This window comes from Pseudomonas sp. PS01303 (assembly GCF_029959385.1).
GTDB lineage: Bacteria > Pseudomonadota > Gammaproteobacteria > Pseudomonadales > Pseudomonadaceae > Aquipseudomonas > Aquipseudomonas rustica.
In genome coordinates, this window is the sequence record NZ_JASCPK010000146.1 from 1 (window position 1) to 15,087 (window position 15,087).

General features: G+C 58.2%; 9 protein-coding genes. 1 reads left to right on the forward strand and 8 read right to left on the reverse strand.

Annotation, left to right across the window (positions count from 1 at the left end; translation table 11 throughout):
- Positions 1–139: 139 nt before the first annotated feature.
- The gene (locus QMX93_RS25750) at positions 140–1,360 is read right to left on the reverse strand and encodes an aspartate aminotransferase family protein (protein WP_282358399.1); all 1,221 of its coding nucleotides are present in this window, start codon (positions 1,358–1,360) and stop codon (positions 140–142) included.
- 302 nt (positions 1,361–1,662) lie between these two features.
- On the opposite strand from QMX93_RS25750, the gene QMX93_RS25755 reads away from it, so the two are divergent.
- The gene (locus tag QMX93_RS25755) at positions 1,663–6,708 is read left to right on the forward strand and encodes a DUF6543 domain-containing protein (protein ID WP_282358400.1); all 5,046 of its coding nucleotides are present in this window, start codon (positions 1,663–1,665) and stop codon (positions 6,706–6,708) included.
- A 23-nt stretch (positions 6,709–6,731) separates the two neighbouring features.
- On the opposite strand, the gene argR is transcribed toward QMX93_RS25755, so the two are convergent.
- The 7 genes from argR to acs all read right to left on the reverse strand — a co-directional run bounded on the left by argR (position 6,732) and on the right by acs (position 14,876).
- Positions 6,732–7,712 carry a transcriptional regulator ArgR gene (gene argR, locus QMX93_RS25760; protein WP_007912706.1) on the reverse strand — a complete coding sequence of 327 codons (981 nt, stop codon included), beginning with the start codon at positions 7,710–7,712 and terminating at the stop codon, positions 6,732–6,734.
- 266 nt (positions 7,713–7,978) lie between these two features.
- Positions 7,979–8,743 (reverse strand): ATP-binding cassette domain-containing protein, encoded by a 765-nt coding sequence (locus QMX93_RS25765; RefSeq protein WP_007912705.1) that lies wholly within the window; start codon positions 8,741–8,743, stop codon positions 7,979–7,981.
- 27 nt (positions 8,744–8,770) lie between these two features.
- The gene (locus QMX93_RS25770; RefSeq protein ID WP_282358401.1) at positions 8,771–9,883 is read right to left on the reverse strand and encodes a M14 family metallopeptidase; all 1,113 of its coding nucleotides are present in this window, start codon (positions 9,881–9,883) and stop codon (positions 8,771–8,773) included.
- A 1-nt stretch (position 9,884) separates the two neighbouring features.
- Entirely contained in the window at positions 9,885–10,583 is a 699-nt protein-coding gene (locus QMX93_RS25775; RefSeq protein ID WP_053122875.1) for an ABC transporter permease, read from the reverse strand.
- Positions 10,580–11,269 carry an ABC transporter permease gene (locus QMX93_RS25780; protein ID WP_053122878.1) on the reverse strand — a complete coding sequence of 230 codons (690 nt, stop codon included), beginning with the start codon at positions 11,267–11,269 and terminating at the stop codon, positions 10,580–10,582. Before QMX93_RS25780 ends, QMX93_RS25775 begins: the two co-directional genes overlap by 4 nt.
- 91 nt (positions 11,270–11,360) lie before the next feature.
- Complete coding sequence (locus QMX93_RS25785; protein ID WP_053122880.1) at positions 11,361–12,134, reverse strand: ABC transporter substrate-binding protein; 774 nt, start codon at positions 12,132–12,134, stop codon at positions 11,361–11,363.
- A 786-nt stretch (positions 12,135–12,920) separates the two neighbouring features.
- The gene (gene acs / locus QMX93_RS25790) at positions 12,921–14,876 is read right to left on the reverse strand and encodes an acetate--CoA ligase (protein WP_053122882.1); all 1,956 of its coding nucleotides are present in this window, start codon (positions 14,874–14,876) and stop codon (positions 12,921–12,923) included.
- Between the last annotated feature and the right edge of the window lie 211 nt (positions 14,877–15,087).

A 15,087-nucleotide genomic window follows, 5' to 3' on the forward strand; every position in this document is an offset into this window, starting at 1 on the left:
GCTCGCGATTGCGGTCTGTCAGAAACCAATGAGTTGACTGACATAACGCAATCGCGAGCAGGCTCACTCCTACAGTTGATCTGGTCCGGCATCAAAATTTTGATCGACGCCTGAAAAGCTCCAGGCGCCGAAGGGTCTATCAGGCTTGCGTCAGTGCTGCAGCAGCGCGCTCGAAACGATCCAGGCCGGCATCGATATCAGCGTCTTCCACCACCAGGCTCGGGGCGAAACGGATCACGTCCGGGCCGGCTTGCAGAATCATCAGGCCTTCTTTTTCAGCGGCGTTGAAGATGTCTTTAGCCTTGCCTTTCCACGCATCGCTGAGCACGCAACCGATCAGCAGACCGAGGCCACGCACCTGAGTGAACAAGCCGTATTTCTCGCCGATCTGCTCGAGGCGTGCCTTGAACTTGTCGTGCTTGGCATTCACGCCGTTCAACACATCTGGCGTATTGATCACGTCGATCACTGCTTCAGCGACCGCGCACGCCAGCGGGTTGCCGCCGTAGGTGGTGCCGTGAGTGCCGACAACCAGATGTTTGGCCAGCGCTTCGGTGGTCAGCATCGCCGCGATCGGGAAACCGCCGCCCAGGCTCTTGGCGCTGGTGAGGATGTCCGGAGTCACGCCGTAATGCTGGTAGGCGAACAGCTTGCCGCTGCGGCCCATGCCGGTTTGCACTTCGTCGAATACCAGCAGCGCGTTGTTCGCGTCGCACAGTTCGCGGGCACCTTGCAGGTACGCCAATTCGGCTGGCAGCACGCCGCCCTCGCCCTGGATCGGTTCCAGCACGACCGCACAGGTCTTGTCGGAAACCGCCGCTTTCAGCGCGGCCAGGTCGTTATAAGGAACGTGGGTGATGCCGGTGATTTTCGGGCCGAAACCGTCGGAGTACTTCGACTGGCCACCGACGTTAACAGTGAACAAAGTACGGCCGTGGAAGCTGTTCAGCGCAGCGATGATTTCGTATTTCTCAGTGCCGAAACGGTCGAACGCAACACGACGGGCCAGCTTGAAAGCGGCCTCGTTGGCTTCAGCGCCGGAGTTGCAGAAGAACACGCGCTCGGCGAACGTGGCGTCGATCAGTTTGTGCGCAAGACGCAGGGCTGGCTCGTTGGTGAACACGTTGGACACGTGCCACAGCTTGTTCGCCTGTTCGGTCAATGCACCGACCAGCGCCGGGTGCGCGTGGCCCAAGACGTTAACGGCAATCCCGCCGGCGAAGTCGATCAGCTCGCGGCCGGCCTGATCCCAGACGCGGGAACCGGCGCCACGCACCGGAATGAAAGCGGCAGGCGCGTAGTTGGGAACCATTACCTGGTCGAAATCGGCGCGTTGTACCGCAGCGTGCTCAACGGACATCGGAGTCTCCTGAAGAGGAACACCCGCCTGAAACTGGCGAGCGATGGGGGGATTGTAAGGACAGTTTTCAGCCCGGCCTTGCCGCCAAGCGACAACTTCTTATAGCGCAAACCCCGGATTTTCCCGGGTTTACGGCAATGCGACATATAGCGTCGCAAAGGCGCAGTTTAAACTGCCCGGGCGGATCTGCGGTGGCTTCACTGTATTTGATCGAAGAATTCCATGTGCGGTAACTATGTACCGCACATGATGATTTTTTTTCTGATTTGCTGGGCGCTCTCCACACGCTAATGGATGAGCGTATGAACCTGTCACAACCGCTTCAACCTACCGTCCGTCTCGACGCTTTCGTTGCCGAGCACGACGACACGCATTTTCTGCATTTGCATCACGCCACACCTGATTGGCTGGCGAACGCTTCGGCACTTCGAAGACATGCTTTGCGGCGCGGCACGCCACACCCTGAACCTGGGCTGGCAAGTTCTCCTCGTCAGCATCAGGCTCATCTGCGCACCCTGAATGCTCAGTACTGGACAGCGCAAAACCAGGTGGATCGCCTGCTCGCCGATCTCAAGGATGTCGACGCCTTTGCCGCGCCGTTGCTGACAGCGGCCATCAAGGATCAAGTCGGCCTGACACTCGACGTCAAAAACACCTTCGTGCGCCTGTACATTCCGGTGACAAATCCCTGGTTCGGATTCTCCACGGGCGCCCAGCGGATCTGGAGCGTGTCATTGCTGGATGCGGCGCTGCATAACTTCGAGCGCCACGAAACCGAAGCGGATGCGTTCGACCCCGACTCCTGCTTCATCACCCGGCCAGACGAGCACGAGCAATTCGAAACGCTCCCGGACATCACCCGGACGCTGTCGATACCCGACTTCATCAAACTGTGCCGAACGCTCGATATCGGCGCGCAATACCAGCAGCATCTGCAACATCAACTGGGTGTCACCCGACCCGACGTCGCGGCGACCTTACGTTTGCACGTTGAAACCAGTCAGAAGGCTGCACTGAAATCGGCGCTGTTGTACGCGCGGATGAACAACGACATTCAGGAGGATCTGTTCCGTCTGATCAGCGGCTTGATCGACGGTCTGCAAGGCATGCGGCTCGACGGCGAACCTCTGCGCAGCCAGAGCCTGTCACTGCTGTCGTCTGAACTGCACGGCATCATTGTCTTTGCGCCCGACCTGAACAGCAGCGAACACGTCAGTCGCCTGGTGGCCTATGTGCCGAACGACCCCGAGCACCCGATCAAGGAATACGCCTCCAGCGCCGCCTTCTCCACCGAACTGACGCGTCAGTTGCGCGAAAGCGACTACCAGGATTTTTTCAGTCGGTTTATTGCGCACAGCGAGCGCGGCCGCTTCTTTTCAACACTCAAGGCACGCTTGACCCAGATTCAGTTTTACCCGCACGAACGAGGCGATCCAAAACCTGCCTGGCGTGAAGTAGCGGTTGAAAAACCCGACCTGCAGTTTCGCGCCCAGATCATCCAGGCATCGTTATGGCAGCAGCAATTTGAGGATGCACTAGACAAAATCCTCAACGACGGACCAAGCCTTGCAGTACCAACAGCATCGGTTGATCAGCAAGCGCGTTGGGCGTTTTGGGATTCACTGGTGAACATCGCTTCATCACTGCTCAACGTCGCTGCTTTCGTGGCCATGCCGTTCGTGCCGTTTCTGGGCGAACTGATGCTGGGTTACATGGCCTATCAGTTACTGGACGAGACCTTCGAAGGCATTATCGAGTGGGAGCAAGGGCAACGAACCGAGGCATTTCTGCACCTGCTGGACGCGGTGGAATCCGTCGTGCAACTGGGCATATTCGCCGCCGGCGGCATGCTGGTCGCCGGCGAGTTTCGTAACGTACTGCCGCAGCAAGTCGTGCGTTTTATCGACCGCTTCAAACCGGTTCGGGCACCGAACGGAAAAACCCTCTACTGGAAAGCTGACCTGGCCCCCTACGAGCAAGCGATTTCGTTGGCGAAAGAATCCCTGCCTGATCAGCACGGTTTGCATCAGGTCGATGGAAAACTGCTGCTGCCGCTGGACGGCAAAGTCTTCGCCGTCAGACCTGAGCCAGGCACCAGCGCCTTTCGAATTGATCACCCGACCCGTGCGGATGCCTATCCTCCAGCGCTTCAACACTTCCACACGGGCACCTGGCAAACGGAACTTGATCGCCCGCTCACCTGGCCAACCGACAAACTGCTGCGACGCATCGGCCACACGGTCGACAGCCTGTCACCCACCGAACTGGAACACGCCCTCAGCAGCAGCGGTTATCACGAAGATGTGTTGCGCAAATTTCACGCTGAGCGCGAGCCACTTCCACCCTTGCTGGAGGACACCCTCAAACGCTTCAGCATCGACAAAGGCATTCGCACGTTCATCGATCAAATGAACAGCCCTCACGTCGCGGAATTTTCGCGGGCCGACACGATCACCCAACTGCAACTGCTGACCGAACATTGCCCTTGGCCCGAGGACAAAAGCCTGCGTTTACTCAACGCTAAAGGCGAGACCGTTTGGCAAAGCAACCGCCAGGATTTGCCGATGATTGAGCTGTACGAACCGCCGCCGGGGTCAGGTGATCTGCTCACGAACCTGTTGGCGAAGCTCGATGAAAGTGATCTCAAGACACTATTAAAAGAAGAACCTGGCCGACCTCCCCAAGCCTTTACCGCACGAGCGCGCGCACTGCGCAAAACCTTGGCGGACATCGCCACCGAACGTCGCAACATCCTGTTCAATGCACGCTACCGCGCACTCGAATACAGCACCGACGCGGCTTCGCGCGCACTCATCGACGCATCGCCCGGTCTCCCAACCAGCGTCGCCCGGGAAATCCTGCGCACTGCCACGGGCGAAGAACGCCAACAACTCAAGCAATCACTCGTCCCGAAACGGCTCATGCAACTGTCGCGCTGGGCCCTGGAGGACGTTCGCAGCAGTCGCGCTTTTGAAGGTTTGCACCTGGATTCGATCAACCCGCTGGACACTCATCGGCTGGCATTGCATTCACTCGAACGTGTCCCGGGATGGCCAAAAAACCTGCGAATCGACGTCCGTGAATACGGTACTCGCGGCACATTGCGCGACAGTATTGACCCCGGCGATGCCACCCTGCACAAAACCCTGGTCCTGCTTGAAGACGGCCGTTACCAGGCTTTCGACGATGAGAGCCAGCCATTGTCGGCGGCGCTCGATTTCTACAACGCCGTGTTGCAAGCCTTGCCCGACAATACACGTGACGCGCTGGGCATCGACATCGGTGCTGGCGCGAAGCTCAAACAGACTATCCGCAAGCACGCATTAGCCCGCGACGATCTGCAAAAAATCCTCGCCCTGCACCGCGAGCTCAAGCCAACCTACGATCCGCACACCATGCGTTTACCGGGAGGCAGCGAAGGCTATAGACACTTCAACCCCTATCTTCCGGTGCTTGAACAAGAGGCGATGGCGCTCAACCCGTCATTTACGCCTGAGCAATTTCAAGCATTCATGCAAAGACTGATGACCTACCCGGCGGGCCCTCGCGTGGAGTTGTCTCGGCTGACTGCCGAACTGGCTAAATTGCGACAGGATCTGAACGACTGGACAGCGCAAACACCCAGGCTGCATCCCGTGACCGGCACGCGGCTGGATGTTGCGACGTTCTCCGAAGCCAAAAACAATCGACTGGCCTTCAAGGAAGCTCTGCAGCGTTGCTGGCTAGAACGCACAACGCTCGACAGCGAAAGTCCCGAGCCACGATCACTGCTGCAATTCGCTCTTCCGATCGTTGGAGAGCTTCCGCAGCTCACAGCAGATTTCAGCCACGTCACGCACTTATCACTGGAAGGCAGTCGCGGCGTACTGGGCGCCGACCGTTTTCTGGGTCATTTCCCGCGATTGCAACATCTGGAGATTCGCAGTTTCAATCTTGGGAATGTGCCCCAAGCCGTTAGAGTCATGCCCCATCTCACTCAATTGATACTGGCGGAGTGCGGCATCACCCTTGATGACGCTGCAATGACAACGTTGAATGGGCTGACCTCACTGAGCGCGCTGGATCTGTATGGCAATCCATTGGGACGCGCGCCGGACATCACAAACATGCCCGCGCTGACCTACATCGACCTTGCCGACACCGGAATCGCAGAGCTTCCCAACGGCCTGGTGAATCATCCGAAACTGACGACCGGTATTTTCAACAACAACCAGATCAGTGACATACCCTTGGGGTTTTTCCATTACCCGCCGGAAGTCACTTCAGGTTTCGATTTTGCCCGCAACCCTTGGTCAAGCGTGACACGCGACAGGATCAGAGCGCACTTTCACCAGTTTGGACAAACGCTGGGGGTGCTCTGTGAAGAAATCGACATCACGCGAGTAAAACATCTCTATTCGTTGTTTAACGTCCAGGAAGCCAGCCAGTTTTTTTATCGTCTGGCCGGGCTCACGCATGACGCTCGAATTGAACTGACTCGACTGGAGAACGAGTACTTGAGCCTCAGAGAGGATCTGGACGCCTGGACCGGTGATATTCCGGCCATCAACCCATTCACCAACAACCCGTTCACCTTGGTCGAACTGGCGGAGGAGCAATCTGCACGCGATGAATTCAAGGCCCTGGTCGAAGAATGCTGGCGCAAAGAAAGCGAGTTCGACGAACTCGGCGAGCGCGGTGAGACGCTGTACGAGCTCAACCTGCCTACCACGATCATCGGGGAATTACCGGCGCTGAACGCAGACTTCAGTCATGTGTCGACCTTGACCTTGTTTAGCGAAGAAGGCGCCACGTCGGGCGCCAATCAGTTCCTGAATTGCTTTCCCAAACTCAGGACGCTAAACATTCGCGAGTTCTCACTCGACGACATTCCTCAAGCGATTTTCAGAATGGGCGAGCTGACCGTGCTGTACCTGACGGAATGCAACATCACTCTGAGCGCGCACAGTAGAGCGGCCCTCGGGGAGATGGTGAACCTTGAGATTCTCGACCTGAGCTTCAATCCCTTGGCACTGACACCGGATCTGCGGCAACTGAATTCGCTGACAGACCTGATACTCAACAACACCGGCATCCAGCAAATCCCGGATGGCCTGTTCCAGCTCAAGCGCCTGATGAAGGCTGATTTAAGCGGTAATGCGATCACCGAGATGCCCAGCGATATCCTCGAACTTCCCGGAGAGGTTGCTGAAGCAATTAACTTTCGCGACAACCCGTTCGACGCGCAGAGCCAGATAATCCTCAGCGCCTACTTCAAAAAGCATGGCATGGACTTTGGCATCGAAAGCACGATCGACGAGGCAGAGATGGAAGTTTCAACGTCCGAGGGCTCGGAAATCGACGAATAGCTTCGTCGACTGAAGCGCGGCGATCAACCGCGCTCCGGCGGCACCGATGACAACTCAAACGGGCTGCTGCTGCGCCGCTGGTTGCGATCTTCCCGCGGCGTGGCGCCGAAGAAATTGCGGTAGGCACTGGAGAAATGCGGCCCCGATGAGAAGCCACACGACAGGCCGATCTGGATGATCGACTTGCTGGTTTGCATCAACATCTGCCGGGCCTTGTTCAGGCGCAATTCCAGGTAGTACTGGCTCGGCACACGGTTGAGGTATTGCTTGAAGATGCGCTCCAACTGTCGACGGGACACGCACACATGCTGGGCGATTTCGTCGGTGGTCAGTGGTTCTTCGATGTTGGCTTCCATCAGCAACACCGCTTGGGTGAGCTTCGGATGGCTGGAGCCGAGACGGTTCTGCAACGGGATGCGCTGACGCTCGCCGCCCTCGCGGATGCGCTCGACCACCAGTTCTTCGGAAACGGCGCCGGCCAGTTCCGCACCGTGATCGCGGGCCAGTACCGCCAACAGCAAATCGAGAACCGACATGCCGCCGCAGGCAGTCAGTCGATCACGATCCCAGTCGAACAGATGACTGGTGGCGATGACTTTCGGGAAGCGTTCAGCGAAATCATCCTGCCAGCGCCAGTGCACGGCAGCGCGATAACCGTCGAGCAAACCGAGTTGCGCCAACGGATAAACACCGGCAGACAAACCGCCGATGACCGTACCGGCACGTACCAATTGCTTGAGCGCACTGCTGAGTGCCGGGGCCAATGTGGTCGGCGGCTCGTCAGCGAGCAGGAACAGTTTCTGGAAGTTTTCGAGCTTGCCCGCCCACGCTTCACCGGGCAATTGCCAGGCGCCTTCGGCCGGAGGTTCTGCTTGCAGGAACGACAGCTCGTAAACCACGTCCGGGTGCACCCGCTGAGCAACACGCAAGGCTTCCTCCGCCAGCGCCAGCGTCAACGCTTTAGTGCTGGGCCAAATCAGGAAACCAATTCGATGGGCAGTCATGGGCGGGCAATCCGAAGCGAAGAACAGTGATGAAGGCATGGGCCAATGCTAGCCCGTAAATGAACACAAATCTTGAGCCTGACGCAGATCCACCATCGGGACTGGAATGCCATTCCCATGTAGGAGCTGTCGAGTGGAACGAGGCTGCGATCTTTTGATCTTCAAAAACAGATCAAAAGATCGCAGCCTTCGGCAGCTCCTACAGTGGATTGGAGCCAACCTTCAGGTCGCGAAGCATGACCTAATTTGGTGCATAACGGCAGCGATTACTTGAGGCTGCCCGAGAGGAATTGTTGCAAACGTTCTGATTGCGGATTCACCAGCACTTCACGCGGGTTGCCGCTTTCTTCAACCACGCCTTTGTGCAGGAACACCAACTGGTTCGACACTTCACGGGCGAAGCCCATTTCGTGTGTTACCACGACCATGGTGCGACCTTCCTGAGCCAGCGCTTGCATCACCTTCAGCACGTCGCCAACCAATTCAGGGTCGAGGGCCGAGGTCGGTTCGTCGAACAGCATCACCTCAGGCTCCATCGCCAGTGCACGGGCGATCGCCACACGCTGTTGCTCGCCACCGGACATGTGCCCCGGGAACGCATCTTTACGATGGGCCACGCCGACCTTGTTCAGGTAGTACTCGGCTTTTTCGCGCGCTTCGTACTTGGGTACGCCGAGCACGTGAACCGGTGCTTCCATGATGTTTTCAATCGCGGTCATGTGCGACCACAGGTTGAAATGCTGGAACACCATCGACAGGCGCGAACGCATGCGTTGCAGCTGCTTCGGATCAGCGGCTTTCAGCGCGCCGTCCTTGTTCGCCACCAGTTTCAGCTCTTCGTTGTTGAGCAGAATCTTGCCCGCGTGCGGCTGCTCGAGCAGGTTGATGCAGCGCAGGAAAGTACTTTTGCCGGAGCCACTGGAGCCGATGATGCTGATCACATCGCCAGCTGCCGCTTTCAGGGACACGCCCTTGAGCACTTCGTGACTGCCATAGCGTTTATGCAGGTCTTGGACTTCAAGTTTGTACATGCGGTCGGTTCTCACAAAAACAGTCAGTCAGTCGTTGAGCAAGCGCCCGTGACGCAGCGCTTCGCGCCCCGCCACCTTGGCCAGCCAGAAACCGGGTTGGGCATAGCGCAGCCGTTCAATGGCAAACAGCACCCCGGAGGTACCAGCACACACCGTGCTGACCCGATCGGACACAGGATCAATCACTTCAAAAATCTCGTCGCCCGCCTCGACCCACTCGCCGGGCTTGCGCAGAAAACTTACGACGCCGGGATGGGGTGCGAGGAGCAATTCGGTGCCTTCGAACGGCATGCCTTCGCACGCTTCGTGCGCAGGATTCGGCCACTCGCCGGTGATCAACCCTTGCTCGGCGAGGAACGCCAGAATGCCTTCAGCATACGCCTCAGCCTCAGCGCGACCGGTGTCGGCCTGGCCGCCCAGCTCAATCGTCGTCGCCAGGCACGCCAACGGAATCTGCGCATCGGGGAACTGCCGCGACAGACGCAACCACGGCAACGAGCAAGCCTCATCGAACGAGCTGCCACCGGAATCTTCCGCCAGCAAACCCACGCGCACATTCAGGTGCGCGGCCAGCGAACGCCACTGTGGCCAGTGCTGCGGCAACGCATACATGTGCAGCGCGGCCTCGGCATCGCAATGCAGATCAAGCACCACATCGGCGGTGCAGGCATGGCTGAGCAACACGCGCTGCATGCCTTGCAACTGGCTGCTCGCCTCCGGCAATGCGGCGAGATGATCGGCCATCGCCTGACGAATCAGACGCACATTGGCGTGCGGATCATCACCGAGACTGTCAGCCAAAGCGGCCGCAACCGGCGCGCTCAGCTCTACGAAATCACGGTTAAAATTCTTGCCGCTGCCCGCCTCGAAACGGCCCTGATGATTGCCCTGCAGCAATTGCCCAAGGCCCAACGGGTTGGCGACCGGTACCAGTTCGATGACACCGTTGAGCAAGCCTTTGGCTTCGAGTTCGCCGAGGCGCTTTTTCAGCTCCCAAGCGGTGCGCATGCCCGGCAATTCATCAGCGTGGAGGCTGGCCTGAATGTAAGCCTTACGCTCGCCGCGTCCGAAGCGGAATACGGAAATCTTGCGCTCGCTGCCCAAATGGCTCCACGGCAAAACGTGGTCGATGCGTTCCATATCAATGCTTCCGCGGCGCGAGGTAGCTCAACCAGCGACGCTCGGCCAGCTTGAACAGCTTGACCAGAATGAACGTCAGGCAGAGGTAGAAAACGCCAGCGGTGATGTACGCCTCGAACGGCAGATAGTACTGCGCGTTGACGGTACGGGCCGCGCCGGTAATGTCGATCAAGGTCACGATGGACGCCAGACTGGTGGTCTGCAGCATCATGATCACTTCGTTGCTGTACTGCGGCAGCGCCCGGCGCAGGGCCGATGGCAGCAGGATGCGTTTGTACAGTTTGAAGCGCGACATGCCCATGGCTTTCGCCGCTTCGATCTCACCGTTCGGCGTGGCTTTGAGGCTGCCGGCGATGATTTCAGCGGTGTAGGCGCTGGTGTTGACCGCGAAGGCCAGGCACGCGCAGAACGTTGCGCTGGACAGCCATGGCCACAAGAAGCTTTCGCGTACCGCTTCGAACTGCGCCAGACCGTAGTAGATCAGAAACAGTTGCACCAGCATCGGCGTGCCACGGATCACGTAGGTGTAAAGCCACGCGGCGCCGTTGACCACCGGATTTTTCGAGACGCGCATCAGCCCCAGCGGCAGTGCCGCCAGCAGACCGAAAAACAGCGAGAGCGCGAGCAATTTGAGGGTGGTCAACAGCCCGCCGAGGTACAGCGGCATCGCCTCCCAAATGACGTTGTAGTCGAAGATCATAGATCAGCCGCCCTTACGCCTACCGAGTAGCGCTTCTCAAGTTGACGCAATGCCAGCAACGAGACGCTGGTGATCACCAGGTACATCGCCGCCACTGCGAGGAAGAAGGTGAAAGGCTCGCGGGTGGCATCTGCCGCCTGCTTGGCCTTGAACATCATGTCTTGCAGACCGACCACGGAAATCAGCGCGGTGGCCTTGGTCAGTACCAGCCAGTTGTTGGTGAAACCCGGAATCGCCAGACGAATCATCTGCGGCACCATCACCCGGAAAAACACCTGAAAACTGCTCATGCCGTACGCCATGCCGGCTTCGGCCTGGCCCTTGGGGATCGCCATGAACGCGCCACGGAAGGTTTCCGACAAGTACGCACCGAAGATGAAACCGAGGGTGCCGATACCGGCGGCCAGCGGATTTAGGTCGATGTAATCGTTGAATCCGAGCAGCGGCGCAACGCGGTTGAGCAAGTCCTGACCGCCGTAAAAGATCAGCAGGATCAGCACCAGATCGGGAATCCCGCGAATAACCGTGGAATACAGATCGCCCAGCCAGGCCAGCCAGCGCACTGGCGACAGGCGCAACGCGACACCGATCAGCCCGAGAACGATGGCCAGAGCCATGGACGACAAGGCGAGCTGAAGCGTCAGCCATGCGCCATCGAGGATGACAGCCCCGTAGCCTTTCAACATGATTCAGGTCCTCGAAAGTTGGGATGAAAAAATGGCGCAAACCTCAGAGATCCTGTTGCTTGCGCCATTTCGGACTTGTCGCAGAGACGTGTTACTTGCCGTAGATATCGAAGGCGAAGTACTTGTCCTGGATTGCTTTGTATTTGCCGTTTTCGCGGATGGCCGCGATGGCAGCGTTGATCTTGTCTTTCAAGGCGTCGCCCTTACGAACAGCGATGCCTACGCCGTCGCCGAAGTATTTGACGTCGGTGAACGCAGGACCGACGAACGCGAAGCCTTTACCGGCGTCGGTTTTCAGGAAACCGTCGTCCAGCAGGGTTGCGTCAGCCACGGTACCGTCGAGGCGGCCAGCAGCCACGTCGAGGTAGATTTCGTTCTGCGAGCCGTACGGCTTGATCTCGGCACCCAGTGGAGCCAGCACTTCGCGGGCGAAACGTTCGTGGATCGAACCACGTTGTACGCCGATGTTCTTGCCCTTCAGCTCAGCCAGACCTTCGCTGACCTGAGTACCGGCCTTCATGACCAGACGTGCCGGGGTGTTGTAGTACTTGTTGGTGAAGTCGACCGACTTCTTGCGATCTTCGGTGATCGACATGGACGACAGAATCGCGTCGATCTTGCGCACTTTCAGTGCCGGGATCAGACCGTCGAACTCTTGCTCGACCCACACACACTTGACCTGCATCTGCTCGCAGAGAGCGTTGCCGATGTCGTAGTCGAAACCAACGATGCTGCCGTCCGGTGCTTTCGAAGCAAACGGAGGGTAAGCCGCTTCGATACCGATTTTCAGAGGTTTTTCGTCAGCGAAGGAATTCAGCGACAGCACGGACAGTGCCAGGGCGCCAAGCAGCACAAGTTTCTTCATCTTGGGACTCCATCGGTAAAGGGCAAAAACGGCAGAGTGAGCGACAGCCCAATATGCGAATGGGTGAATCGGGAAATCGGTTGCTGCATCGGTGGGAAATTTCCCATTGAAACCTGGAGAGATTTCAACATCAGCCACGATGAGCGAGTGATCGGCATTCTAACGACAGGCCCGAAGTCGATATTTCTTCAATGCGACAACTAATTACAGATGCACAGAGAAACCCGCTTGAGCACGTTGACAGCCTTGCAAATTCATGCAAGAGCGAAAGACAGTGAACCGATCTATGCTGCAAATTGCGGGCCTATTATTCGCAAACCCTTCTAATCCGGCAAGCGCAGCGTTGTGTCTTATTTTTCACCGGGGGTTTGGAGGCTCTAAAACGGGGCGATGCGTTTCCCAATGCCCCGCTCCGGGGCGGGCGGTTACACATTCGGTTACGTAGATGGCGGCGGGTAACAGTAGGAAAGGGCTTACGGCGCAGGTCGATAATTATTGGTTGAGTCGCTGATCGTTCCCACGCTCTGCGTGGGAACGCCTCCCTCGACGCTCTGCGTCGGCTTCCGGGACGCAGAGCGTCCCTTGCTGCATTCCCACGCAGAGCGTGGGAACGATCAGATCGCGAGCAGGCTCACTCCTACAGTTGATCGCGTTTCTTCAGGTGGAATGCGATCCCTGTAGGAGTGAGCCTGCTCGCGAAGGGGCCAGCATGACCGCCACAAACCCTACAGACACAAAAAAGCCCCACCCGGCATTCACCGAACAGGGCTCCTATGCATCTACCGCTTAAGCCACATTCATCGTCTTATGCGTATCAATCAAATGCTGCACCACACCCGGATCCGCCAGGGTCGAGATATCCCCCAACCCATCGTATTCCGCCGTGGCAATTTTGCGCAGAATGCGGCGCATGATCTTGCCCGAACGCGTCTTCGGCAGACCCGGCGCCCACTGGATCACATCCGGCGAAGCGATCGGCCCGATCTCCTTGCGCACCCAGTTCTTCAGTTCCAGACGCAATTGCTCGGTCGGTTCCTCGCCATTCTTCAACGTGACATAGACATAAATGCCCTGCCCCTTGATGTCATGCGGAACCCCAACCACCGCCGCCTCAGCAACCTTCGGATGCGCAACCATCGCGCTCTCGATCTCGGCCGTGCCCATACGGTGACCGGACACGTTGAGCACGTCATCGACACGCCCGGTGATCCAGTAATAACCATCAGCATCACGGCGCGCGCCGTCACCGGTGAAGTACATGCCACGGAAAGTCTTGAAGTAGGTATCAACGAAACGATCGTGATCGCCATACAGCGTGCGCGCCTGACCTGGCCACGAATCGAGAATCACCAGATTGCCTTCAGCCTCGCCCTCGATGATGTTACCGAGGTTGTCGACCAGCGCCGGCACCACACCGAAGAACGGACGTGCCGCCGAACCCGGCTTCAGCGCATGCGCACCCGGCAGCGGGCTCATCATGTTGCCGCCGGTTTCGGTCTGCCACCAGGTATCAACGATCGGGCAACGCGACTTGCCGACATTCTTGTAGTACCAATCCCAGGCTTCCGGGTTGATCGGCTCGCCAACCGAACCGAGCAGACGCAGACTGCTGCCATCGGCGCCTTCAACAGCGGCCTGACCCGAGGCCATCATCGCGCGGATGGCGGTCGGTGCGGTGTAGAGGATGTTGACCTTGTGCTTGTCGATGATCTTCGCCACCCGGGTGATGTCCGGATAGTTCGGCACGCCTTCGAACAGCAGCGTAGTCGCGCCATTGGCCAGCGGGCCGTAGACGATGTAGCTGTGGCCGGTGACCCAGCCGACGTCGGCGGTGCACCAATAAACTTCGCCCGGACGGTAGTCGAACACGCGCTCGTGGGTCATTGCCGCGTACAGCAAATAACCGCCAGTGGTGTGCTGCACGCCCTTCGGCTTGCCGGTCGAGCCGGAGGTATAAAGGATGAACAGCGCTTCTTCAGCGCCCATTTCTTTCGGCGCGCAAACGGTGCCCGCCACTTTCATCAGGTCTTCGTACCAGATGTCGCGATGCTGGTTCCACTTGATGTCGCCACCGGTGCGCTTGCAGACGATGACTTTCTGAATGCTGCTGGTTTCCGGGTTGGTCAGCGCGTCGTCGACGTTGGCCTTGAGGGAAATTTTCTTGCCGGCACGGATGCCTTCGTCAGCGGTGATCACCACTTTCGATTTGCAGTCGATGATGCGACCGGCCAGGGCTTCTGGCGAGAAACCACCGAACACCACCGAGTGAATCGCGCCGATCCGGGTGCAGGCCAGCATGGCGACCACGGCTTCGGGAATCATCGGCATATAAATGGTCACCACGTCGCCGCGGTGTACGTCCTGACCGCGCAGGGCGTTGGCGAGTTTGCACACTTGCTCGTGCAGTTCGCGGTAGGTGATGTTGCGGCTCTCGGAAGGATCGTCGCCTTCCCAGATGATCGCCACTTGATCGCCACGCTCGGCCAGATGACGGTCGAGGCAGTTGTAGGAAACGTTCAGGGTGCCGTCGGCAAACCATTTGATGTCGACGTGGTGATCGTCGAAAGAAGTCTGTTTCACCGTGGTGAAAGGCTTGATCCAGTCGAGGCGCTTGGCTTGCTCACGCCAGAAGCCGTCAGGGTTGACGACCGACTGCTGGTACATGGCTTTGTAGGTCGCCTCGTCAGTCAGCGTGTTAGCCAAAACCTCGGGACGAACGGGATACAGAGAAGCCGCACTCATCTTTCTTACCTCGGTGTAATAGTTGTTTTTGTATGACCCTGTTGTAACGGGGCCGGGCCCATAGAACCATTCGACGATGGTAGTAACAACCCCTCGCCCACCCACGATGGCCCGTGTAGGAGCTGCCGAAGGCTGCGATCTTTTGACCTTGCCCCTAAACATCCAGATCAAAAGATCGCAGCCTTCGGCAGCTCCTACAGGGGGATTGAGG

Bases quoted from the DNA above. Each gene is read 5' to 3' on its own strand.
- QMX93_RS25785 (WP_053122880.1), bottom strand. From the start codon at position 12,134: ATGAAGAAACTTGTGCTGCTTGGCGCCCTGGCACTGTCCGTGCTGTCG.
- QMX93_RS25755 (WP_282358400.1), top strand. From the start codon at position 1,663: ATGAACCTGTCACAACCGCTTCAACCTACCGTCCGTCTCGACGCTTTC.
- argR (WP_007912706.1), bottom strand. From the start codon at position 7,712: ATGACTGCCCATCGAATTGGTTTCCTGATTTGGCCCAGCACTAAAGCG.
- QMX93_RS25765 (WP_007912705.1), bottom strand. From the start codon at position 8,743: ATGTACAAACTTGAAGTCCAAGACCTGCATAAACGCTATGGCAGTCAC.
- QMX93_RS25775 (WP_053122875.1), bottom strand. From the start codon at position 10,583: ATGATCTTCGACTACAACGTCATTTGGGAGGCGATGCCGCTGTACCTC.
- QMX93_RS25770 (WP_282358401.1), bottom strand. From the start codon at position 9,883: ATGGAACGCATCGACCACGTTTTGCCGTGGAGCCATTTGGGCAGCGAG.
- QMX93_RS25750 (WP_282358399.1), bottom strand. From the start codon at position 1,360: ATGTCCGTTGAGCACGCTGCGGTACAACGCGCCGATTTCGACCAGGTA.
- acs (WP_053122882.1), bottom strand. From the start codon at position 14,876: ATGAGTGCGGCTTCTCTGTATCCCGTTCGTCCCGAGGTTTTGGCTAAC.
- QMX93_RS25780 (WP_053122878.1), bottom strand. From the start codon at position 11,269: ATGTTGAAAGGCTACGGGGCTGTCATCCTCGATGGCGCATGGCTGACG.